The organism is Azospirillum sp. A1-3 (assembly GCF_023806445.1).
GTDB lineage: Bacteria > Pseudomonadota > Alphaproteobacteria > Azospirillales > Azospirillaceae > Azospirillum.
In genome coordinates, this window is record NZ_JAMSLU010000001.1 from 1,309,360 (window position 1) to 1,331,390 (window position 22,031).

Consider the following 22,031-nt stretch of genomic DNA (forward strand, 5'->3'; position numbering starts at 1 on the left):
GGCGCCGGGTCCGTTGTGTTGGCCGACTGTCAGGCTGCTTGACCGAACGGTGAAATGGGCCGAAGCTTCCCGCCCATGGACTGGTTCACCGGGATCAGCATCGTCGCCATCATGGCCGGCGTGACCGTCAGCACCGTCGTGCTGGTGGCCGTCGGATCGATCCGCCGCAGCCTGAACGAGGCCGCGGCCCGCCAGTCCCAGCAAATCCGCAAGCTGACGGAGACGGTGGCGACCCTGTCCCAGCAGCAGCAGGCGGCGCAGACCCGCATCCAGCAACTGACCGACGCCAACCGCAAGCTGTCCGACGAGTTGTCGGCGCTGGGCGAACGGCTGAACGACGCCGACACGGTCCAGCGCGTGGCCGGCACGGCGAGGCTTCTCCATTGACCGCGACCACCTTACCCGACACCCCCGCTTCCGATGCTGGCCATCCCGATGCCGTCAGAGAGCGTGACCGCTGGGCCGCCAGCGCCGACGCCTGGGACCGCTGGGCCGATCCGATGGCCGATCTGGCCGACAAGCTGAACCGCCCGCTGCTGGATGCCGCCGGTCTGACGGAGGGTCACCGGCTGCTCGACCTCGCGTCGGGCGCGGGCGAGCCGGCGCTGAGCGCCGCGCGCCGCGCCGGACCGGCCGGGTTGGTGGTGGGCAGCGACCTCGTCCCCGGCATGATGGCCGGCGCCGTCCGCCGTGCCCGCAGCGTGGAGGGGCCGGCACCCGCCTTCACCGCCGCCGACATGACCGCCCTGCCCTTCGCCGACGCCGTCTTCGACGGCGTGACCTGCCGTTTCGGCATCATGTTCGTGCCGGGCGTGGAGTCCGCCCTGCGCGAGGTGCGGCGCGTCCTGCGCCCCGGCGGCAAGGCGGCCTTCATGGTGTGGGGGCCGCGCGCCGGCAACGGGCTGTTCGCGGAGATCGGCGACGTGGTCGCCGACCATCTCGGCGAGGACGGCAGCCTCGACCCGCTCTTCCGCTTCGCCAAGCCGGGATTGCTGTCCGACGTGATGCGGGCCGCCGGATTCACGGAAACGTCGGAAACTGACCTGACCCCGGTGCGCAAGGCCCCCGCCGGCCAGCCCTTCTGGCGCGCCGCACTGGACATGAGCTTCGGCCACCGGCTGGGCGGATTGAGCGCAGAACGGCGCAAGGCGCTGGAGCAGGACATCGCGAAGCGGTTCGATGCCCAGGCGGTGGACGGCATCGTGCCGGTGCCGTCGCACGCGCGGATCGTCGTGGGGTGGTGAGGTTGGGTGGGGGCGTCGTCAGCCGCCCCCCTCAATAATCCTTCTCGTAGATCACCCCGAACTTCGTCTCCGAATTGGCCCCGACGGACGCGGTGCCCTTCAGGTTCTTGGTAATGTCGACCTCGACCTTCGCCCGGCTCTGGTTGGCGCCGATGCCCTGTTCGACGCCGACATAGACGCGGTCGCTGACATAGCGGCCGGCCTGAACGGCGCCGCCCTTGCCGTTCTCGCCCTGGGTGAAGTCCAGCCGGTCGACGCCCAGGCCGCGGCGCACCTTGTCCAGGATGCCGCCGCCACCGCCGCCGATCCCCGCCAGCGAGGCCGCCGACTGGGCCAGCTGAACCGCTTCCGCGGCGCTCAGGTCGCCGACCGACTTGCCGAACAGCACGCCGGCCAGCACCTCGTCCTGCGGAAGTCCCTGCGGGGAGGTCAGTTCGATCTTCGGCTGGCGGGCGGTGCCGCTGACCACGACGTCGGCGGTGATGCCGTTGGCCGTCGCCTCTGCCAACAGGTCCAGCCGCGGGTCGATCGGCTGTGTGCCGTCGAAATCGAAGATGCCGCGCTTGAACTCGAAGTTCTTGGCCAGCAGGTCCAGGCTGCCTTTCAGGATGGTGAAGCGGCCGGTCACCTCCGGCGCGGCGGCGGTGCCGCCGACACGTAGGTTGCCGCCCAACTCAGCATTCAGCCCGCGACCGCGCACGAAGATCTGATTCGGCGCATTCACCGTCATGTCCAGCGCCAGCACGAAGGGCGACGCTGCCGGAGGCGCATCCTGCGGAGCCGGCACCCGGCGCGTGCCGCCGGCGGTGGATACCTGGGTCGTCCCGCGGGCGCGACGGCCCTTGCCGACCTCCGTCACCTTCAGATCGACGACATTGGCGGGCATGCGGTCGGGAACCTGAATCTCGGCGCGGCGGATGTCCACCGGCCCGGCCAGCCGGGCGTTGGTGAAGCCGCCGGTCAGGGTCAGGTTCGCCCCGATCTCCGCCGTCACCAGATCGATCTCCAGCAGCCGGGCATTGTCGGCCTGCAGCCTGATGTCCAACTGCTGGTCGGCGGCGGCACCCGGACGGATGACGCCATTGGCGGTGATGGTCCCGCCGTTGCGGGTCCGGCCGCGGAAGCTCTGGATGGTGAAGACGTCGCCGTCGCCAACCAGCCGCGCCTCGATGTTGGTGATGACGGCACCCGAAGCACGGTTCTCGTAGCGCCCGTTCGCCAGCACCACCGATCCGCCGAGCGACGGCTTGTCCACCGTTCCGCCGGCCCGCACGTCCAGCCGCAGCGATCCGCGCGCCCGGTCGCCCGTTGCGGCGAGCAGGTCGTTCGCCAGCGACATATCCACCGTGCCGTTGACCGCCGCCTCCAGCGCACCATTGGGCGGCACGCTGACGGCGTAGCTGTCCGGATCCATCACCAGCGGCACGACGGCGTTGGCGGTCAGCGTGCCGGCATTCTTCGGCATGGCGACCCGGCTGGCCAGGGTCAGCCGGCGGTCGCGCCATTGGATGTCCGCCGTCGCGTCGATGCCGGGCAGCCCGGCCTGGGTGGTCTGCTGCGCCTTCAACCCGCTGATCCGCAGCGTGGCGTCGGCACGCGGGTTGCGCAGCGTGCCGCCCAGCGAGGCCCGCGCATTGGCGACGCCGTCCAACGCCAGCGTTGGGCTGGCCAGCTTCGCCAGCGCCAGCGGCAGGCGGTCGATGGTCAGCTCGCCGCTCAGCCGTTCGCCGTTCAGGCCGAGGTCGGCGGCCAGCCGGGCATTGCCGGACGACAGCCGCAACTCCTTCACCTCATAGCGGCGGTCGGCCAGCAGGATGGTGGCGGGGGCGGTCATCCGCAGATCCTCGCCGGCATAGCGCGCCTGCAGGCGGTCGAGGCGGATGCGGGTCACGCCGCCATCCATCGCCAACCCGCCGGCAAGGTCGAGCGCGACCGGCTGCGCGCCGGCGCCATTGGCGTTGGCCTGGAAGCTGGCCTTCGCCAGCGACCCGTCGACGGAAGCGGTGACGCTGCGCAGGTCGTTGCCGGCGGCGTTGCCGTCGGTCATCTCCATCCGCGCCTTGCCGCTGGGAGTGCCGAGCGCGTCAGCGACCTCGGCTTTGGCAGTCAATTTCCGGGCGGTCAGCAGCGGTCCGCCCTGCCCCTCCACCCGCAGGTCGCTGGCGTCGGCGGTCAGGCTGGCCGCCTGCTTGCCGCCCTTGCCGTCCAGCGCCAGGGTGAAACTCGCCCCACCGCCGAGCGGCATACCCGCCAGTTCCGACAGGCCGTTCAGGTTGGGCAGCTTGCCCTCCAGCCGGCCGGTGGCGAGCAGCGTGTCGAGCGCCACCTGCGCCTCGCCGGTGATGCGGTTGGTGCCGTTGGCGATGGTCAGCCCGTCCAGCCGCAGCGTCTGCTCACGCAGGGCATAACGCCCGTCGAGCGACAGCGGAGTCTTGTCCAGATTGGTGCGGGCCGACACTGTGCCGTTCGGCGTGGCCGGCAGGCCGGCGGCGGTCGCCTTCACCTCCGTGGCGCCCAGCCGGCGGCCCTGCACCACGAGGTCGCGGGCGTTCAGCGTCGCCTGCGCCTGGATGGCGTCGAGCGGGCCGCGGGCGGTCGCCTCCAGCGTCGCCGCTCCCTCCATCGGCGTGCCGAGCGCCGTGCCCAGCGGTTCCAGTTTCGCCACCGTCAGGGTGGTTCGCGCATCGACCTTGTTGTCCGCCAGGGCCGCAATGCCGGTCAGCTTTCCGTTGCGGCCGTCCACCGTCAGGTCGGTCAGGCGCATGGCGCCGTCGGGGTCCATCCGTGCCGCCAGCGCCAGCGTCGCCTTGTCGCCCAGCACGGCGTCGGCCGGGGTGCCGGTGGAGAGGCGGTCGAGGCTGCCGGTCAGGTCGGCGGTCAGCGTGCCGTCGGCGACGCGCTTGACCGGCCCGGACAGCGCCACGGCGCCCCCCAGCGGCCGGCCGGCAAGGCCGGACAGCGGGGCGAGGTCGTCGGCGCTGGCGCTGAGCGTCAGGTCGGCCGTCTGGCCCCAGCCGCCGATGGTTCCCTTCGCCTCGGCCCGGGCGGCGGCGGCGTTCAGCACCAGCGTCTCCAGCCCGATTCCGCCGCTGCCGGTGTCGATCCGCGCCTTGGCCGCGAGCGTCGTCTCCGGGCCGGTCAGGCGGGACAGCGCCGGATCGTCGGCGGCAAGATCGCGCAGGGTGGCGTTCACCGCGACGTTCAGCGCGCTCAGCGCTCCCTCGGCGGAACCTTCCACCACACCCTCGCGCCAGGACAGCGGCACCAGCGGATGCAGGGTGGAATCCGGCCCGGCCTGGACGGTCCAGCGCAGGTTGAGGCTGTTGTAGTCGGCGCCGATGTCGCCATTCACCGTCGCATTCGCGGCGGCGACGGTAAGCGCCAGCGGACGCAGAGTGATGGCCCCCGACGGCGCCCGCAGCACGGTCGCGTTCAGCGTCGGGTTGGGACCGATCAGCGGAGTCACCGTGTCGCCCGCCAATCCGGCGATCAGCGGCGCGAAGTTGCCGCCGGCTGCGAGCGTCAGGAGATGCCCTTCCGGCGCCTTCTTGATGGTGGCGTCGGCGTTGAGCGCGCCGGTGGGGGCCGCGGCCTCGCCGGCGGTGGCGGTCAGCTTGCCGGTCCAGTCGTCCAGCGTGCCGTCGCCCTTCAGCGCCAGGTCTACCGGCGGCAGGCCCGGCATCGACAGCGCGCGGGCCATGACGCCGCCAGCCGGTTCCGAGGCATTGACCGACAGGTTGAGCGTGTTCTTGCCGGGATCGAAGGCGGCGACCAGATCGGCCTGTCCGGGCTTGTCGTCGATGCGCGCCACCGACAGGTTCGCGTTCAGCGCCCCGCCGCCATGCTCCAGCAGCACCGAGCCGGCAATGCGCAGCACGGCCTGTTCGCCCAGCAGCGCCGGCGCCAGGTCCAATCGTTCGACCACCAGCTTTTTCAGGTCGATGTCCACCGGAAGGCTGGGCAGCAGCGAGGCGTTGGGATCGGACGGCGTGGCGGGCTGGGTGCTGACCGGTGCGCGGGTCACCACCACCGAAGCCGCCTCCAGCGCATCGATCCTGGCACTGCGCATGAAAAGGGCTGACGGCGACATCACCACATGCAGCCGGTCGATGGTCAGCCAAACACCCTGGCTGTCGGCCAGCGTGACGGTGGCGATGGTGAAGTCGGTGGGAATGCTGCCGTCGATGGCGCCGAGCTTCAGGTGCATGTCCGGCGATTCGACCGCCCCCTCCACCTTCTCCCTCAGCCATTCGCGGGCGGAATCGCCGGAGAACAGCGAGAACGCCCGGACGGGCTGCGGATCGGCCAACAGGCCGGTGAGGATCGTCAGACCGACCAGAAATAAGCGAACCGCCGTCACACCATGCCCTTTCACCAGCGCCACCGTTGTCTCAACCGCAATAAACGGTCATCGTCCCGGAGGATTGGGACGAAATTGCGCCATCAGAACGCCTGCCCCAGGCTGAGATACAGCTGCCAGCGCGCATCGCCGTCGGCGGGGTTGAGGGGAACACCGACATCGACGCGCAGCGGGCCGAAGTCGGTGTAGTAGCGCAGACCCAGGCCGGCGCCGACGCGAAGAGGCTCGCTGAAATCGGGATAGGCCGAATCATAGACGGTGCCGGCATCGACGAAGGGCACGATGCCGATGCTCTCCGTCACCTTGATGCGCAGCTCCGCCCCGATCTCGAACAGCGACCGGCCGCCGACCGGATCGTCATAGCGGTCGCGCGGCCCCGCCTTCTGGAAGCCGTATCCGCGCACCGACCCGCCGCCGCCGGCATAGAAGCGATGGTCGGGCGGGATGTCCGACAGAGTGGTGCCGAGAATGCTGCCCAGCCCGATTCGCGCCGCCGCGACATAGCGTCCGTCATTGCCGAGATCGTAATAGGTGGAGCCGTTCAGCAGCACGGAGGTGAAGGGCGACTTGGTGTCGCCGCCCACCGGGAACCACGGCGTCACCTGCAGCGAGGCCCGCTGGCCGGAGGTTGGGTTCAGCAGATTGTCGGTGCCGTTCCAGGCCGCCCCCAAAGGCACGCCGATGAAGGAGGTCTGATAGGTCTTGTCCTCCGTCCGTACCCGCCCGCGCTCGCCGGTCACGCCATAGCTGATGGTCAGTTGGTCGGTCAGCGGCCGTTCCAGCTTGACCGTCAGTTCCGACGCGACCCGGCTGTAGGCCGGCGGCTGGTCGTTCACCACGGCGAAATTGACCACCAGCGACTGCTTCACCGCCAGGAAGTCGGGCTTGCGGAAATTGACGCTGAAGCGCAGGTCGGGCAGGTCGTTGCCCTTGCTCGACGTGCCGCCGGACGATCCGGCCACACGCCCGACATCGACGCCGACGCGCAGTTGCTCCGCCCCTCCGAACAGGTTGCGGTGACCCCAATAGGCGTTGGCGCCCAGCCCGTCCTGCGTCGAATAGGTGACGCCGCCGCCGATGAAGCGGCGCTTGCGCTCGCTGACCGTGACGATCACCGGCGTCACGCCGTCCGGCCCCGGCTCGTCCGCCATCCGCACGCGCACGGTGTCGAAGACCTGAAGGGCGGCGATGTCCTGCCGTGCCCGGTCGGTGGCACCAGGGTCGTAGACCTGCCCCTCCTTCCAGGCGAGGCGCCCGCGCACCAGATCCTCGTCGACCTTCTGCAGCCCTTCGATTCGGGTGGCGCCATAGCGGGTCAGCGGGCCGGGGTCGACGGTGTAGGCGACATCCATCGTCCGGTCGGAATGATCGACCACCACCTCGCGGTCGGACGCCTTGGCGAAGGCGTAACCGCGCTTGCTCAACCGCCCGACCAACTCCGATTCGGCGTCCAGCACCTTCTGCGCCACGGCCGGGGCACCGGCGGCGAGGCCGAGATCGTCGGTCGCGACCTCCTTCGGCAGGGTCGAGCCGCCAGTGGAGTTGGAGGCGCCGCGCACCGTCACCGTCTTGATGTGGTAGAGCGGCCCCGGTGTCACCGCCACCGTCACCTTGACCGGCGGCGCCTCTCCCCCGGCCGGCAGGGTGCCGGCGGCTGCAGGATCCTCGATGCGGATGTCCAGCTTCGCGTCGTAATAGCCGGCGGAGCGCAGCGCCGTCTGCAAACGGTCGCGGTCACTGTCAGCCCGCCGCTCCAGCCCGATCAGCGAGGGCGGATGATCGTCCTTCAACTCTACCAGGGTGGAGGCGTCGCGCAGCGTGCCGCGCAAGCCCTCATCCTCGACGCCGGAGATGTCCACCTCATAGGTGATGCCGGCCGGCCGCACCTCCTCGTCCGGCGGCATGGCCTCCGGCGACTCCGCTGGCACGGCGCCGGGGATGCTGTCCGGAGGCGAATCCTGGGCATGGCCAGCGCCCGCCGGCCCCAGCATCAGCAGGGCGGCGACCAGCGGAGCGGCGATGGGGGCCTTGAGCGGCACGGCTGCAATCCTCGTTGCGGCGGCCGCGCGGCGGCGGGAAGCGGAAGCGAAACGGATCATCATCCCCAATGTAGGGTCCAATCACGCATGGCTCCATCCCGGAAATTCGCGTTAGACCAAAGGGCACGGCGCTTGCGTTTTGGCCGAGGATCCATATATTGCGCCGCAACAGTTTCCCCGACAGCGCCCACGGATTAATCTTCGTCGGGCCTTTTTGTTGTTTGTGGCATGACGCTGCTGCGTGTCGGGGGTGCCATTGCGAGACCGAAGGCTCCATGAATCTCCGTAACGTCGCCATCATCGCCCACGTCGACCACGGCAAGACCACGCTGGTTGACCAACTCCTCAAGCAGGCCGGCTCGTTCCGCGAGAACCAGCAGGTGGCTGAGCGCGCCATGGACTCCAACGATCTGGAGCGCGAGCGCGGCATCACCATCCTGGCCAAGTGCACGTCCGTTCTGTGGAACGACCTGCGCATCAACATCGTCGACACCCCCGGCCACGCCGATTTCGGCGGCGAGGTGGAGCGCATCCTCTCCATGGTCGACGGCGTCGTCCTGCTCTGCGACGCGGCCGAAGGCCCGCTGCCGCAGACCAAGTTCGTGCTGGGCAAGGCCCTGAAGCTCGGCCTGCGCCCGATCGTCGTCATCAACAAGGTGGACCGTCCCGACGGCCGTCCGCACGAGGTGCATGACGAGGTGTTCGACCTGTTCGCCTCGCTCGACGCCTCGAACGAGCAGCTGGACTTCCCGACCCTGTTCGCCTCGGGCCGCAACGGCTGGGCGACCACGGACCTGGAGAACGGCGCCCGCGAGACGCTGACCCCGCTGTTCGAGCTGATCCGCGACCATGTCCCGGCCCCGAAGGTCGAGGAAGACCTGCCCTTCACCATGCTGGCGACCACGCTGGAAGCGAACCCCTATCTGGGCCGCATCCTGACCGGCCGCATCCAGACGGGTTCGGTCAAGGTCAACATGGCCGTCAAGTCGATGAGCCGCGACGGCAAGCTGGTCGAGAACGCCCGCATCAGCAAGGTGCTGGCCTTCCGCGGCCTGGAGCGCGTGCCGGTCGAAGAGGCGCATGCCGGCGACATCGTCGCGCTGGCCGGCCTGACCAACACCACCGTGGCCGACACCATCTGCGCGCCGGAAGTTTCCGAGCCGCTGGCCGCCCAGCCGATCGACCCGCCGACCCTGGCGATGACCTTCTCGGTCAACGACAGCCCGCTGGCCGGCCGCGAGGGCGACAAGGTCACCAGCCGCATGATCCGCGACCGCCTGTTCCGCGAAGCGGAAGGCAACGTGGCTCTGCGCATTGCCGACACCGAGGGCGGCGACGCCTTCGAGGTGGCCGGCCGCGGCGAACTGCAGCTGGGCATCCTGATCGAGACCATGCGCCGCGAGGGGTATGAGCTGGCGATCAGCCGTCCGCGCGTGCTGTTCAAGACCGACCCGCTGAACGGCCAGCGCCTGGAGCCGATCGAAGAAGTCGTCGTCGACGTCGACGAGGAGTTCTCGGGCACCGTCGTCCAGAAGATGTCGGAGCGTAAGGCCGATCTGATCGAGATGCGCCCCTCGGGCGGCAACAAGACCCGCATCGTCTTCCATGCGCCGTCGCGCGGCCTGATCGGCTATCAGGGCGAGTTCCTGACCGACACCCGCGGCACCGGCATCATGAACCGCCTGTTCCACGGCTACGCTCCCTTCAAGGGCGCCATCGCGGCCCGCCGCACCGGCGTGCTAATCTCCAACAGCGACGGCACCGCGGTGGCCTACGCCCTGTGGAACCTGGAAGATCGCGGCCCAATGCTGATCGATCCGGGCGTTCCGGTGTACCAGGGCATGATCATCGGCGAGCACACCCGCGGCAATGACCTCGAGGTCAATGTCATCAAGGGCAAGCAGCTGACGAACATCCGCACCACCAGCAAGGACGAGGCGGTTCGCCTCACTCCGCCGATCCAGATGACCCTGGAAAAGGCGCTGTCCTACATCTCCGACGACGAGCTGGTGGAAGTGACTCCGAAGTCGATCCGCCTGCGCAAGCGCTACCTCGACCCGAACGAGCGCAAGCGTCACCAGCGCGCAGCCGAAGCCAGCTGATAACGGTTCGCATATAGGCTAGAGTACCGGCGGCGTTTGCCCCCCTACCAGGGAGCAAGCGCCGCCTTCTTTTTGAACCGCCCTTTTTTGAACCGATGCGAGGATGTTTCCGCATGGCGATGGCGACCGACGCGAAGTCTCCCGGCTCCCCGTCCTTCTCTCCCCGCCAGCTGTGGTCGCGCATCGGCCTCACCGGCCTGTTTGCCCTGATCCTCGCACTGCTGATCGCCCTGCCGATCCTCGCCGTCTTCGTCCAGTCGGCCGGCGTCTCCACCGATCTGTGGGGGCACATGGCGCGGACGGTGCTTCCCGGCTACATCCTCAATACCCTGATCCTGCTGGGCATCGTCGGCGTCGTCACGTTGGTGACCGGCGTCGCCTGCGCCTGGACCGTCACCATGCACGATTTCCGCGGACGCGGAGTCCTGCAATGGCTGCTGCTGCTGCCGCTGGCCATGCCGGCCTATGTGCTGGCCTACACCTACACCGATTTCCTGCAATATGCCGGACCGCTGCAGTCCTTCCTGCGCGCCACCTTCGGCTGGCGGCGCGGCGACTATTGGTTTCCGGAGATCCACACCGCCTGGGGCGCCGGGCTGGTGCTGTCGTCGGTGCTGTACCCCTACGTCTATGTGCTGACTCGCGCGGCCTTCCTCGAACAGTCGGTCTGCGTGCTGGAGGCCAGCCGGACGCTGGGTTGCACCGCATTCGGCGCCTTCCGCCGCGTCGCTCTTCCTCTAGCCCGCCCGGCGCTGGTTGCCGGCGTCGGTTATGCCCTGATGGAGACGCTGGCCGACTTCGGCGCCGTGCGCTATTTCGGCATCGACACCTTCACCGTCGGCATCTACCGCACCTGGTTCGCGCTGGGCGATCCGGCCGCCGCGGCGCAGTTGGCCGCCGTCCTGCTGCTGGTGGTGCTGGCGCTGGTCGGGCTGGAGCGGCTGTCGCGCGGCAAGATGCGCTTCCACCAGACCACCGGCCGCTACCGCGCCCTGCCCGCCCCGCGCCTGTCGGCCCGCGGCACGGTGCTGGCCTGGATCGTCTGTCTGACGCCGGTGCTGTTCGGCTTCCTGCTGCCGGGGGCGGTGCTGATCCGCATGATCCTGCGCGGCGGCACGGAGCTGACGCTCGCCCGCTTCACCGACCTGACGGTGAACACCTTCATCCTCGGCGCCAGCGGCGCGCTGCTGGTCGTCACGGTGGCGCTGATGGTGATCCATGGCGTCCGCCACGACCGCAGCGGCTTCGCCACCGGCGCGGCGCGCCTCGCCTCGCTCGGCTACGCCACCCCGGGTACGGTGATCGCCGTCGGCATCCTCATCACCGTGGGGCTGACGCGCGACTGGACCGGCTGGCCGATGGGCGCCATCCTCGGCACCACCATCGCCGGGATTCTCTATGGCTATCTGATCCGCTTCTTCGTCGTTGCCTATGGGCCGCTGGAGTCCGGATTCGCCAAGATTGGCCCTAATCTGGAGGGCGCCGCCCGCTCGCTCGGCCATACGCCGCTGCAGGTGCTGCGCCGGGTCCATTTGCCGCTGCTGCGCCCCAGCCTGCTCAGCGCCGCCATGCTGGTCTTCGTCGACATCACCAAGGAGTTGCCGGCGACGATGATCCTGCGGCCCTTCAACTTCGACACGCTGGCGATCGAGGCCTTCCGCATGGCCTCCACCGAACGGCTCGACGACGCCGCCCTTCCCGCCCTGGTGATCGTTCTGGTCGGGCTGGCGCCGGTCATCTATCTGAGCCGCACCATCGCCGCGTCGCGTCCAGGCCACCAGGGGTAAGCTCCGGGGGGCAAGCTCAGGCGGCGTCGTTCCGGCTTTCCACCCGTTCCTCATGGTTCGGCTCAGGCGGTGGCAGCGCCTCCAGCCGGCGTGCCCGAAGCTTCTCGCGCTCCTTCCAGCGCCGGAAGGAGTGCTTGATCCACCAGCCGCGCAGCCGTCCGCCGACATCGGCGATCCGCTGGTAGAGCGGCCGGCGCCGGCTGGTCACGCGGGCCGGCTCCAGCGCCATGCCGACGGAGGTGATGGTGTCGTCCTCCATATCGCGCACGATCAGCTCGACCCCGCCCATGCGCACCCGGTCGCCCAGTTCGCAGGAACCGCCGAACTCGTTGCGCAGCAGGTCCCTCAAGGTCAGGCGGGCGTTGGGCAGCGACAGCGGCAGGCCGTACATCTCGGCGATCTGCTCCACCGTGGCGTCGGGGCTCAGCACCAGATCGCCGTAGAATTCCCGGTCGTTCTGGTCGAGCGCCCGACTGCCGCCATAGAGCTTGTCGATCAGCGGCAACCGGTGTTGCGGCGTGAACAGATAGACATGGTCGCCGGGCTGCAGGGGCTTGGCCTTGTGCAACGGCACCACCGCGCCCGACCGGATGACCAGCGACGGCTTGGCCCAGCGCGGCATGCGCTGGCCGCGCGCCGCCGGGCTCTTGCCATGGACGGTGTAGGCCACCAGCTCCTGGTCGGCATTGCCGGGAAGCTCAAGCTCCACGCGCTCCACCGGACCGCGGCGCGGCGGAACGATCAGTTCCAGCGCCCGCGCCATGCTGCCGATGGTCCAGCCCTGCACCAGCAGCGAGACGACCACAACGACGAAGGCGGTATTGAAGATCAGCTGGCCGTTCTCCAGCCCGCCCAGCACGGGCACCAGCGCCAGCAGAAGCGACACCGCACCGCGCAGACCGACCCAGGCGATGAAGCTGGTTTCCCGCACCGAAAAGCGGAAGGGCAGCAGGCACATCCACACCGCAGCCGGGCGGGCGACCACGATCAGGACGAACGCCACACCCAGTGCCGGCAGGATCATGCCGGCGAACTCCCGCGGCGTAGCGAGCAGCCCCAGCATCACGAACATGACGATCTGGCTGAGCCAGGTCAGCCCGGAATGGAAGCGCCGCAGGTCCAGCGCCCCGCGCAGCCTGACATTCCCGGCATAGAGGCCGGCGGCGTAGACGGCCAGATAGCCGCTGCCGCCCAGCACGTTGGTGACGGCGAAGATGAACAGGGCGAAGGTCAGCGTCACCACCGGGTTCAGCCCGGATTCGAAATTCGCCTTGTTGATGAAGGCCACCAGCAGCCAGCCGCCGGCCAGCCCCATCACCCCGCCCAATGCGAAAGCAAGCACCAGCTCGCCGACGATGGCGACGGGCGAGGCCAGACCGTGGGTCGCCGCCTCGACCAGCAGGATGGTCAGCATGATGGCGACCGGATCGTTGCTGCCCGATTCGATCTCCAGCGTGGAGCGGACACGGTCGCGCAGGGTGATGCCGCCGACCCGCAGCAGGAAGAACACCGCCGCCGCGTCGGTGGAACTGCAGGCCGCCCCCACCAGCAGCGCCTCGCCCCAGCCCAGCCCCATCAGATAATGGGCGGCGACGCCCACCACGCCGGTGGTGACGGCGACGCCCACCGTCGCCAGTGTCATCGCCGGCCAGGCCGCCGCCTTGTAGCTGGCGAGTTTGGTGTCGAACCCGCTCTCGAACAGGATCACCGCCAGCGCCATCGACCCGATCAGAAAGGCGGAGCCGGCATCGTTGAAGGAGATCTGGCCGATCCCATCCTCGCCGGCCAGCAGGCCGATGCCGAGGAAGATCAGCAGCAACGGCGCACCGACACGAAGAGCGAGGTAGCTGGTCAGCACGCTGACGATCAGCAGGGTGGATCCGATGAGGATGATGTAGCTGACCGCCTCCATAAGCCCCGCACGCCGTTCGCATCAGGCCGCCATCCGGCGGAACTCGTTGATTTTGACGGCAACCTTGCACATCCGCAAGGCGTAGGACCCGGAGGCGGTCATTCGGACAGGGTGTACGCTTACGACATCAGCTTCCAGCTACCGTCGGGCTGGCGGCAGGCGGTACCGCGCGCGACCTCCGTTTTGCCGTCGATCACGACCGTATGGTTGTAGTCGCGGCAGGTCTGTCCGTTGCTGCCCTGATAGGTCTTCACCGGCTGGATGGTGCCGCGGTTGCCGGACTCCGGGTTGTTCCAGGTGATGGTCTGGTTGTTGGCGACCGCCCGCTCCTCCGCGTCCGACGCGCGGTTCTGATCCGCCGAGGTGAAGTGACGGGCCAACTGCTGGCCGGCATAGGCGCCGAGCAGAGTGCCGATGGCGGTGGTCGCCAGCTTGCCGGACCCGCCGCCGAAGCGGGAGCCGAGCAGACCGCCGGCCACGGCGCCGCCCAGCGTGCCGACGGTCTCCGACGTGTTCATCCCGCCGATGCCCCCCATGCTGCCATCGGGATTCTGGCAGGCGGCCAGCGACAGGGCGGCGGTGGCGGCTATGGCGGTGGTGCGCAAATGATTGATGATCGTCCGCATGGTCGTTCCCCCGATTGAACGTTGCACGGTTAAAGTCAGGTCAACGCTTGAAGGGCGAAGAGGTTCCGCCCGAAAGTATCAGGACCGAAAGATCAGCGGAGGATGGAAGCAAAATGCGCTCCCGCGTGTTTAGACACCGAACAGTCAACATGTGGAGGGTAGCATGATGTCCCGTTTGCGTCTGATCGGTGCGGTGTTCGCGCTTCTTTCCGTCACCGCCTGCTCGACTGGCGGCGTGGTCGGCGGTGCGGCCGGTGCGGCCGGCGGTTACGCGGTGGACGGCACCCGCGGCGCCGTGATCGGCGGCCTGGGCGGTGCGGCGCTGGGCACGGCGATCGATCACTAAAAAGGCGCTCAATCCCGCACCGGCCCGCGCGTCGATTCGCGCGGGCCGGTGGCGAAGACGGCGAGCGCGTCGTGCAGATCCGGCAGGACGCGCTCCACCGCCGCCTCCCCCTCGCGGATGCAGTCGTCGGCACGGTCGAACTCGGTCAGGCCGATATGGCCCAGCCGCGGCACGATGTGGACGTCCGGCGGGTCGCCGGCCAGCCGCGACCGGGTGATGCGGTCGGTGACGATGCCCAGCGACGAGACCATCACGCCGAACAGGCTCGGCCCCTCATAGTCGCGGCGGAAGATGCGGCGCGCCAGGGCGCCGATCCCGCTCGGCGGACGCTGGCCCGGCACCTCGTCCTCCACCAGCCGCAGCAGGTCGAAACCGGCGGCGGTCGGCACGCTGGCGCCCGGCTTGCGCGCCTTGCCCAGGATGTCGCCGGACAGGTTGACGGCGATCACCATCTGCGCGCCCAGCGCCCGGCAAGCCGACACCGGCACCGGGTTGACCAGGGCGCCGTCGATCATCCAGCGCCCGTCGATCGACACCGGCGGAAACACGCCGGGCAGCGAGAAGGACGCCCGCATGGCGTCGACCAGTTCGCCGCGCTGCAGCCACACCTCGTGACCGGTCACCAGATCGGTGGTGACGGCGGCATAGGGGCATGGCAGTTCCTCGATCCGCACGTCGCCCAGATGCAGGCGCAGTTCCGCCAGCAGCCGGTCGCCGCCGATCAGCCCACCGCCCTGGCGCAGCCGCAAATCCAGATAGCCGACGATCTTCATCCGGGTCAGCGTGCGCACCCACTCTTCCAGCGTGTCGAGCTTTCCCGCCAGATGAACGCCGCCGACCAGCGCCCCGACCGACGAGCCGCAGACGATGTCGGCCTCGATCCCATAGCGCTTCAGCGCCCGCAGCACGCCGATATGCGCCCAGCCGCGCGCCACCCCGCCGCCCAGCGCGAGACCGATGCGCGGACGCCGCGCACCGCCGCCATTAAGTCCGCCATTGAGGCCAATTCCGTTCGGCATGGGCACTCCCCTTCTCCCCCGGCGGCACGATGTTCGCCGCTCCGATCATCCGCAGCTTCGCATGAAACCGGTAAAGGAAGCCTGTAACCAGCACCGGCGGCACCGCGTCGACCGGTGGACAAAGCCGAAGCCCATGGGCTAAGCCATCCCCAACGGACATGAGCCCGTCGGACAAAAGATCGGATGCGACCGTGACGAACAAGAGCGGCAAGCCCCTGCGCCTGGATGCGGCGACCGAACGGCTGGCGGCCCGGATGTGGCAAGAGTGGGTGCGCCCCTATCGCGGCAAGCTGTTGCTGTCCTTCCTGCTGATGGCGATCGTGGCGGCGACCACCGGCGCCTATCCGCTGCTGATCGACCGCTCCTATGCCATGTTCTCCGCCCAGGACCGCGGCATGCTGCTGGCGATCCCGCTGGCGATCATCGCGGTGACCGTCATCAAGGGCGTGTCGCTCTATTCCCAGACCGTGGTGACCAGCGACATCGTCCAGCGCGTCATCGCCGACGTCCGGCTGGCGATGTTCACGCATCTGCAGACCGCCGACATGGCGCAGCTTCACGCCACCCCGACCGGGGCGCTGACCTCCCGCTTCATCAACGACGTCGACCTGATCCGCAACGCGCTGACCCGCACGCTGACCGGGCTGGTGCGCGACATCCTGACGGTGATCGCGCTGGTCGGGTCGATGTTCTATCTCGACTGGCTGCTGTCGCTGATCGTCTTCATCATCTATCCCATCGCCGCCGTTCCCATCGTGCGCATCGGCAAGCGCCTTCGCCGCGTCTCGCGCGATACCCAGGCGCAGATGGGCGACATGACCTCGCTGCTGACCGAAAGCCTTTCGGGCGCGCGGATGGTCAAGACCTACAATCTGGAAGATTATGAGCGCGCCCGCGCCGGCCGCGCCTTTCAGGAGAATTACCAGCTCACCATGAAGGCGGTGCGCGCCCGGTCGCGCATCGATCCGATGATGGAGGTGCTGGGCGGCGTCGCGGTGGCGGGGGTGATCGCCTTCGCCGGCTACCGCATGACTTTGGGCGAGGGCTCGGTCGGCGCCTTCTCCGGCTTCGTCGGCGCGCTGCTGATGGCGGCCCAGCCGGTGCGCGCCATCGGCACGCTGAACGCCGCCCTGCAGGAGGGCATGGCCGCCGCCCAACGCATCTTCGAACTGCTGGACCAACAGCCGACGATCCTGGAGCAGCCGGGCGCCAAGCCGCTGTCGGTTTCCAAGGGGGCTGTCGCGCTACGCGGCGTCCGTTTCTTCTACGAGGCCGGTGCCGAGACGCTGAAGGGCATCGACCTCGACGTGCCGGCCGGCAGCACGGTGGCGCTGGTCGGACGCAGCGGCGCCGGCAAATCGACAGTGTTCAACCTGATCCCGCGCCTCTACGACGTGACGGGCGGCGAGGTGCTGATCGACGGCCAGGACGTGCGCGGCGCCACCCTGCGCAGCCTGCGCGGCGCAGTCTCCATCGTCAGTCAGGACACGGTTCTGTTCAACGACACGGTGCGGGCGAACATCTGCTTCGGCCGCCTCGACGCCGGGATGGATGACGTGATCGCCGCCGCCAAGGCCGCCGCCGCGCACGACTTCATATCGAAGCTGCCGGAAGGCTATGACACGGTGATCGGCGACCGCGGCGTCAAGCTGTCGGGCGGCGAACGCCAGCGTCTGGCGCTGGCCCGCGCCTTCCTGAAGGATGCGCCGATCCTGCTGCTGGACGAGGCGACCAGCGCCCTGGACAGTGAATCGGAGCGTCTGGTGCAGGCGGCGCTGGAACGGCTGACGGCGGGTCGCACCACGCTGGTGATCGCCCACCGTCTGGCGACCGTGCGCAACGCCGACTGCATCGTGGTGATGGAGGGTGGCCGCATCATCGAGCAGGGCACCCACGAGGCGCTGCTGGCCGCCGACGGCGCCTATGCGCGGCTGTGCCGGCTGCAGTTCGGCGAGGATGAGGTTCGGGCGGGGGCTTGAGGTTTCTGCACTGAATGCCCCCTCCCCATCCCTCCCCCGCTGACGCGGGAGAGGGGGCAGGACGCTTGTAGAAATAATGTGAAGGACAGCGGTAGTCCCCTCTCCCGCGATCGGATCGGCCTTCGGCCGACAGAGGGCGGGGGAGGGTTAGGGAGGGGACATCGTGCTCGACAACTCGCCCATCACCCCGCCGGAAACACCATCACCCGTTCGGCCGCCATCGCGGCGGACAGTTCTTCACCGGCGCGGACATCCACATGCCCCGGCAGGCGCGCATGGACCTCCGACCCACCCAAATCCAGGCACACCCGCGTCGCCGGCCCCAGAAAGCTGGAATGGCGCACCCGCACCGGAACGGCGTCGGGCCGGGCGCCCAGCGGCACCAGTTCCAGATCCTCCACCCGGCAGGCGACCTCGACCTTCGTCCCGCCGGGAAGGCCGGGCGCCATGACCGGGCCGAGCGGGGTGACGATCTGCCCATCGCGCACCGTCGCTTCGAAGCGGTTCACCTCGCCGAACAGGCAGGCGACGAAGCTGTTGGCCGGGCGCTGGTAAAGGTTGACCGGCGTGTCGGCCTGGACGATGCGTCCGGCCTCCATCACCACCACGCGGTTGCCCATCTCCATCGCCTCTTCCGGGTCGTGGGTGACGACGATGGTGGCGATGCCGCTGGCGCGGATGATCCGCACCACCTCCTCCCGCACCGACCGGCGGAGTTGCTCGTCCAGGGCAGAGAAGGGCTCGTCCAGCAGAAGGACCTTGGGGTCACGCGCCATGGCGCGGGCCAGCGCCACCCGCTGCTGCTGACCACCCGACAGGGTGTGCGGATAGGCGTCGGCATAGCGGGTCAGCGCCATGGTCTCCAGCAACTCTTCCACCCGGCGCTTGCGTTCGGCGCGCGGACGGTCGGTCTGGCCGAAGGCGATGTTGCCCGCCACCGTCAGGTGCGGGAACAGCGCGAAGTCCTGGAACATCATGCCGACCGGCCGCTTTTCCGGCGGCAGAGACCGGCCTGCGGTGGCGAGCGTCAGCCCCTCCACCGCGATCTCGCCCTTCTGAACCGACTCCAGTCCGCTGATCAGACGCAGCAGGGTCGACTTGCCGCAGCCGGACGGACCGACGATGCACACCACCTCGCGCGGGGCGACCGACAGCGAGACGTCGTCGACCGCGGTCAGTTGCCCATAGCGGTGGGTGATGCCGGCGAGGATCACGGAAGGAGAAGGAGCGTCGGTCATCTTACTTCCAGCCGGCACGGTCCATGATGCGCAGAGCCTGCGGCGTATGGGCGGCGAAGGAGGCGGCATTCACCTCGGCCGCCTTGAAGCTGCCGAGCTTCACCAGTTCCGGATGCGGCTGGACCACCGGGTTGACCGGATATTCCATGTTGCCGTCGGCGAACTGGCGCTGGGCTTCCGGGCTCAGCAGATATTCCAGCAGCTTGCGGGCATTCTCCTGGTTCTTGGAGGTCTTCACCACGCCGGCGCCACTGAGGTTCACGTGGGTGCCGCGGTTGCCCTGGTTGGGGAAGATGACCCCGACCTTGGACGCGACCTCGCGGTCCTCCTGCTTGGCGGAGGTGATCATCTTGCCGACGTAATAGGTGTTGGCGATGGCGACGTCGCCCTCACCCACTGCGACCGCCCGGATCTGGTCGGTGTCGCCGCCCTGCGGCGGACGGGCGAGGTTGGCGACGAGGCCCTTCACCCACTCCTCCGTCTTTTCCTCGCCCAGCGCTTCGATCATCGAGGCGGTCAGGGCGAGGCTGTAGGGATGGGTGCCGCTGCGGGTCAGGACGCGGTGCTTCCACTCTGGCTTGGCGAGATCCTCGTAATCCTTGATCTGCTCCGGCTTCACCCGGTCGCGGGCGTAGACGATGATGCGGGCGCGGCTGGACAGGCCCCACCAGGCCCCCGCCGGGTCGCGCAGGTTGGCCGGAACCTTGACCGCCTCCAGCGCCGGCGAGGTCACCGGGGCGAGCAGCCCTTCCTTGGCCGCCGCGGCCAGACGGCCGGCATCGACAGTGATGAACAGGTCGGCCGGGCTGCTGGGCCCTTCCGACTTCATGCGCTGGATCAGTTCATCATGGTTGCCTTCGATGATGTTGACCTTGATTCCGGTCGACTTCGTGAAGGTTTCATAGATCGCGCGGTCGGTGTTGTAGTGCCGCGAGTTGTAGACATTGACTTCCTGAGCCTGGACCGAAAAGGCGGTCAAGGCGCCGACGGCAAACGCGACACCAGCGATCTTGTCGATGAACATCCATCACTCCCGGACTGCGAATGGCTCTCAATTCCGTGAGAATGGATATCATTTGCAGCTGACGCTGTCGAGACAGGATTCACCGCAAGGAGAGGGATCAGGCGATCGCAGGTGCGGCTTGGGAGCGCACCATGTCGGCCAGCGCCTCGGGCGGCATTGGGCGGCCGAACAGATAGCCCTGCATCAGATCGCAGCCGACCGACACCAGGAAATCGCGCTGCTCCGCCGTCTCCACCCCTTCCGCCACCGTGGTCAGGCCCAGGCCGTGCGCCATGCCGACGGCGGCGCGGACAAGCGCGTTGCTCTTGGGGTTCTCCGGCACGTCGATGACGAAGGCGCGGTCGATCTTCAGCTTCGCCACCGGCAGCTGCTGCACATAGCTGAGCGAGGAATAGCCGGACCCGAAATCGTCGATGGCCGCCTGGATGCCCAGATCGGCCAGTTCGCCCAGCGTCCGCACCGCCACCTTCAGGTCGCGCACCGCAGCCTGTTCGGTGATCTCCAGCCCCAGATGGCTGCGCAGCGACGAATGCTCGGCCAGCAACTCCTCCAGGCGGAGGGTCAGGTTGCCGCGCAGGAACTGCTGGCCGGAGATGTTGAGGAAGACGCGGTCGGGCAGCACGCCATCCGCCTCCCAGACCGCCATCTGGGCGACCGCGGTCGACAGCACCCAGTCGGTGATCGGCACGATCAGGCCGCTTTCCTCCGCGACCGGAATGAACTCGCCGGGCGAGACCGGCCCCAGCGCATGATGGTCCCAGCGCAGCAGCGCTTCCGCCGACCGGACCCGGCCGGCCTTGTCGACGATGGGCTGGTAGACGAGGCGCAACTCGTTGCGCTCGATGGCGTGGGTCAGATGCATGGTCAGCATCATCCGCCGGGTCGCCGCCGCCGCCATTTCCGGCGTGTAGAAGCACACGGCGTTGCCGCCATTGTGCTGCACCGCCTGCAGGGCCAACTTGGCCTTGGCGTTCAGGTCCTCCAGCGTGCTGACCGTGTCGTCCTGCACCGCGGCACCGACCGACAGGCGCAACCGCACCCAATGCCGGTCGGCGTAGATCGACGCGGTCAGCCGGTCGTGCAGCACGCCGGCCAGCGTGCGGGCGTGGTCGGCATCGGTCACCCGTGACAGTGCTGCGAATTCATCGGCGGCGATGCGGCAGATGATGGTGTTGGGCGGCAGCACCTCCGTCACGCGGCTGACCATCGCCTTCAGCGCGGCGCCGCCGACATGGAAGCCGAAGGCTTCGTTCACGTCGCTGAACTGGTCGACGTCGAGCGAGAACAGCGCGAACAGGCTCCCGCCCGAAGCCACGTCTTTCCCCTCGGCACGGCTGCCGGCGAACAGAGCCTCGCATTCCTCGAGGAAGGCGGTGCGGGTCAGGACGCCGGTCAGCGGATCGTGCCGCGCGAGGTAGGAGGCGCGCTGCTCCGCCGCGAGGCGTTCGGAGATGTCGCGGATGATGCCGACGAAGGTCACATCCTCGCCCAGCCGCGCCTGACCGACGCTGAGATGGATGGGGAACACCGTGCCGTCCTTGCGCTGACCCAGCGTTTCGCGGCCGATGCCGATGATCTTGGGCCGGTCGGTCCGCATATAGGTGTCGACATAGCGGCCATGGTCGCGCGAGAAGGGTGGCGGCATCAGGATCGACATGTTCCGCCCGACCAGTTCACCGTCCTCGTAGCCGAACAGGCGGCAGCAGGCGCGGTTGATGGAGCGGATGATGCCGCTGCGGTCCGAGACGATGATGCCGTCCACCGCCGCGTCCAGCAGGGTGGCGATGAAGGAATCCCGGCAGGTCACGAACTCCGCGATGCGGTCGGGATCGCCGGTCAGGTGAAAGGTGCCGAGATAGCCGACGGTCGCACCGGCGGCATCGCGATGGGCGATCACGCTGCCGCTGAGGATCGAGCGGCGGCCGTCGCAACCGACCGTCGGGCAATCGACCGGCGCGGAGGTCGGCACCGGCGAACCGTCCAGCGTCGCAATGGCAGCGGCCAGCGCCGCGGTCACGGGATGGGCGATGCCGACCAGCGCGCAGCCGATCAGGTCCGCCGGCGAGCGGTCAAGAACCGCCGCGAAATGCGGATCGGCATGGCGGCACAAGCCGTTGTGGTCCAGATAGACCAGCGCCATTCCCCCATCGTCCAGCAGGCTGGCGGCCAGAGAGGCCAGAAAGGCGGGATCACGCGGCATCGCGGCGGCTTGCGCCCCGCTGGAACCGCTGCTTTCGGAACCGTTCATCTGATCCGCCGGTTGTAGGTTCACGAAACGATCCGCTTTTCTCTATACCGCCGGAAAGGGCGGCCTGATGATGCACCGACGGTCGCCCGGCGGCTGAATCGGACACC

At 68.7% G+C, this 22,031-nt stretch carries 14 protein-coding genes; 6 read left to right on the plus strand and 8 right to left on the minus strand.

Annotation, left to right across the window (positions count from 1 at the left end; translation table 11 throughout):
* Nucleotides 1–75 precede the first annotated feature (75 nt).
* Nucleotides 76–387 carry a hypothetical protein gene (locus M5E06_RS06255; RefSeq protein WP_109157472.1) on the plus strand — a complete coding sequence of 104 codons (312 nt, stop codon included), beginning with the start codon at nucleotides 76–78 and terminating at the stop codon, nucleotides 385–387.
* Nucleotides 384–1,244 carry a class I SAM-dependent methyltransferase gene (locus tag M5E06_RS06260; protein ID WP_252137540.1) on the plus strand — a complete coding sequence of 287 codons (861 nt, stop codon included), beginning with the start codon at nucleotides 384–386 and terminating at the stop codon, nucleotides 1,242–1,244. The genes M5E06_RS06255 and M5E06_RS06260 overlap by 4 nt, the downstream gene beginning before the upstream one ends.
* A gap of 31 nt (nucleotides 1,245–1,275) precedes the next feature.
* Here M5E06_RS06260 and M5E06_RS06265 read toward each other — a convergent pair whose 3' ends face one another.
* Nucleotides 1,276–5,628, minus strand: coding sequence for a translocation/assembly module TamB domain-containing protein (locus M5E06_RS06265; RefSeq protein WP_252137541.1), 4,353 nt, complete (start codon nucleotides 5,626–5,628; stop codon nucleotides 1,276–1,278).
* A gap of 59 nt (nucleotides 5,629–5,687) precedes the next feature.
* Entirely contained in the window at nucleotides 5,688–7,643 is a 1,956-nt protein-coding gene (locus M5E06_RS06270) for an autotransporter assembly complex protein TamA (protein ID WP_252137542.1), read from the minus strand.
* Between the two features lie 275 nt (nucleotides 7,644–7,918).
* On the opposite strand from M5E06_RS06270, the gene typA reads away from it, so the two are divergent.
* Nucleotides 7,919–9,745, plus strand: a complete 1,827-nt coding sequence (typA, locus tag M5E06_RS06275) for a translational GTPase TypA (protein ID WP_109076391.1) — start codon at nucleotides 7,919–7,921, stop codon at nucleotides 9,743–9,745.
* A 113-nt stretch (nucleotides 9,746–9,858) separates the two neighbouring features.
* On the plus strand, nucleotides 9,859–11,532 hold the full coding sequence (locus M5E06_RS06280) for an ABC transporter permease (protein WP_252137543.1): 1,674 nt from the start codon (nucleotides 9,859–9,861) through the stop codon (nucleotides 11,530–11,532).
* A gap of 16 nt (nucleotides 11,533–11,548) precedes the next feature.
* Here the strand turns inward: M5E06_RS06280 and M5E06_RS06285 are convergent, their stop codons facing one another.
* Together M5E06_RS06285 and M5E06_RS06290 are read right to left on the minus strand one after the other, a co-directional pair.
* Nucleotides 11,549–13,444 carry a potassium/proton antiporter gene (locus M5E06_RS06285; RefSeq protein WP_252137544.1) on the minus strand — a complete coding sequence of 632 codons (1,896 nt, stop codon included), beginning with the start codon at nucleotides 13,442–13,444 and terminating at the stop codon, nucleotides 11,549–11,551.
* 119 nt (nucleotides 13,445–13,563) lie between these two features.
* Nucleotides 13,564–14,070, minus strand: a complete 507-nt coding sequence (locus tag M5E06_RS06290; protein WP_252137545.1) for an RT0821/Lpp0805 family surface protein — start codon at nucleotides 14,068–14,070, stop codon at nucleotides 13,564–13,566.
* A gap of 163 nt (nucleotides 14,071–14,233) precedes the next feature.
* Between M5E06_RS06290 and M5E06_RS06295 the strand changes: the two genes are divergently transcribed.
* Nucleotides 14,234–14,416 carry a hypothetical protein gene (locus tag M5E06_RS06295; protein WP_085089555.1) on the plus strand — a complete coding sequence of 61 codons (183 nt, stop codon included), beginning with the start codon at nucleotides 14,234–14,236 and terminating at the stop codon, nucleotides 14,414–14,416.
* Between the two features lie 8 nt (nucleotides 14,417–14,424).
* Here the strand turns inward: M5E06_RS06295 and M5E06_RS06300 are convergent, their stop codons facing one another.
* Nucleotides 14,425–15,435: a patatin-like phospholipase family protein gene (locus M5E06_RS06300; RefSeq protein ID WP_252137546.1), complete on the minus strand. Its 1,011-nt coding sequence runs from the start codon at nucleotides 15,433–15,435 to the stop codon at nucleotides 14,425–14,427.
* A gap of 191 nt (nucleotides 15,436–15,626) precedes the next feature.
* On the opposite strand from M5E06_RS06300, the gene M5E06_RS06305 reads away from it, so the two are divergent.
* Nucleotides 15,627–17,414 carry an ABC transporter ATP-binding protein gene (locus M5E06_RS06305; RefSeq protein ID WP_252137547.1) on the plus strand — a complete coding sequence of 596 codons (1,788 nt, stop codon included), beginning with the start codon at nucleotides 15,627–15,629 and terminating at the stop codon, nucleotides 17,412–17,414.
* A gap of 182 nt (nucleotides 17,415–17,596) precedes the next feature.
* On the opposite strand, the gene M5E06_RS06310 is transcribed toward M5E06_RS06305, so the two are convergent.
* The 3 genes from M5E06_RS06310 to M5E06_RS06320 form a co-directional block, all read right to left on the minus strand.
* Complete coding sequence (locus tag M5E06_RS06310) at nucleotides 17,597–18,652, minus strand: ABC transporter ATP-binding protein (RefSeq protein WP_252137548.1); 1,056 nt, start codon at nucleotides 18,650–18,652, stop codon at nucleotides 17,597–17,599.
* Between the two features lies 1 nt (nucleotide 18,653).
* A complete protein-coding gene (locus M5E06_RS06315; protein WP_252137549.1) occupies nucleotides 18,654–19,676 on the minus strand; it encodes a Fe(3+) ABC transporter substrate-binding protein in 1,023 nt (340 codons plus the stop codon).
* 97 nt (nucleotides 19,677–19,773) lie between these two features.
* Nucleotides 19,774–21,924, minus strand: coding sequence for a putative bifunctional diguanylate cyclase/phosphodiesterase (locus M5E06_RS06320; RefSeq protein ID WP_252137550.1), 2,151 nt, complete (start codon nucleotides 21,922–21,924; stop codon nucleotides 19,774–19,776).
* Nucleotides 21,925–22,031 lie beyond the last annotated feature (107 nt).

Excerpts from the sequence above, each read along its gene's own strand:
- M5E06_RS06290 (WP_252137545.1), bottom strand. The coding sequence starts at position 14,070 with ATGCGGACGATCATCAATCATTTGCGCACCACCGCCATAGCCGCCACC.
- M5E06_RS06285 (WP_252137544.1), bottom strand. The coding sequence starts at position 13,444 with ATGGAGGCGGTCAGCTACATCATCCTCATCGGATCCACCCTGCTGATC.
- M5E06_RS06280 (WP_252137543.1), top strand. The coding sequence starts at position 9,859 with ATGGCGATGGCGACCGACGCGAAGTCTCCCGGCTCCCCGTCCTTCTCT.
- M5E06_RS06310 (WP_252137548.1), bottom strand. The coding sequence starts at position 18,652 with ATGACCGACGCTCCTTCTCCTTCCGTGATCCTCGCCGGCATCACCCAC.
- M5E06_RS06295 (WP_085089555.1), top strand. The coding sequence starts at position 14,234 with ATGATGTCCCGTTTGCGTCTGATCGGTGCGGTGTTCGCGCTTCTTTCC.
- M5E06_RS06320 (WP_252137550.1), bottom strand. The coding sequence starts at position 21,924 with ATGAACGGTTCCGAAAGCAGCGGTTCCAGCGGGGCGCAAGCCGCCGCG.
- M5E06_RS06315 (WP_252137549.1), bottom strand. The coding sequence starts at position 19,676 with ATGTTCATCGACAAGATCGCTGGTGTCGCGTTTGCCGTCGGCGCCTTG.
- typA (WP_109076391.1), top strand. The coding sequence starts at position 7,919 with ATGAATCTCCGTAACGTCGCCATCATCGCCCACGTCGACCACGGCAAG.
- M5E06_RS06255 (WP_109157472.1), top strand. The coding sequence starts at position 76 with ATGGACTGGTTCACCGGGATCAGCATCGTCGCCATCATGGCCGGCGTG.
- M5E06_RS06300 (WP_252137546.1), bottom strand. The coding sequence starts at position 15,435 with ATGCCGAACGGAATTGGCCTCAATGGCGGACTTAATGGCGGCGGTGCG.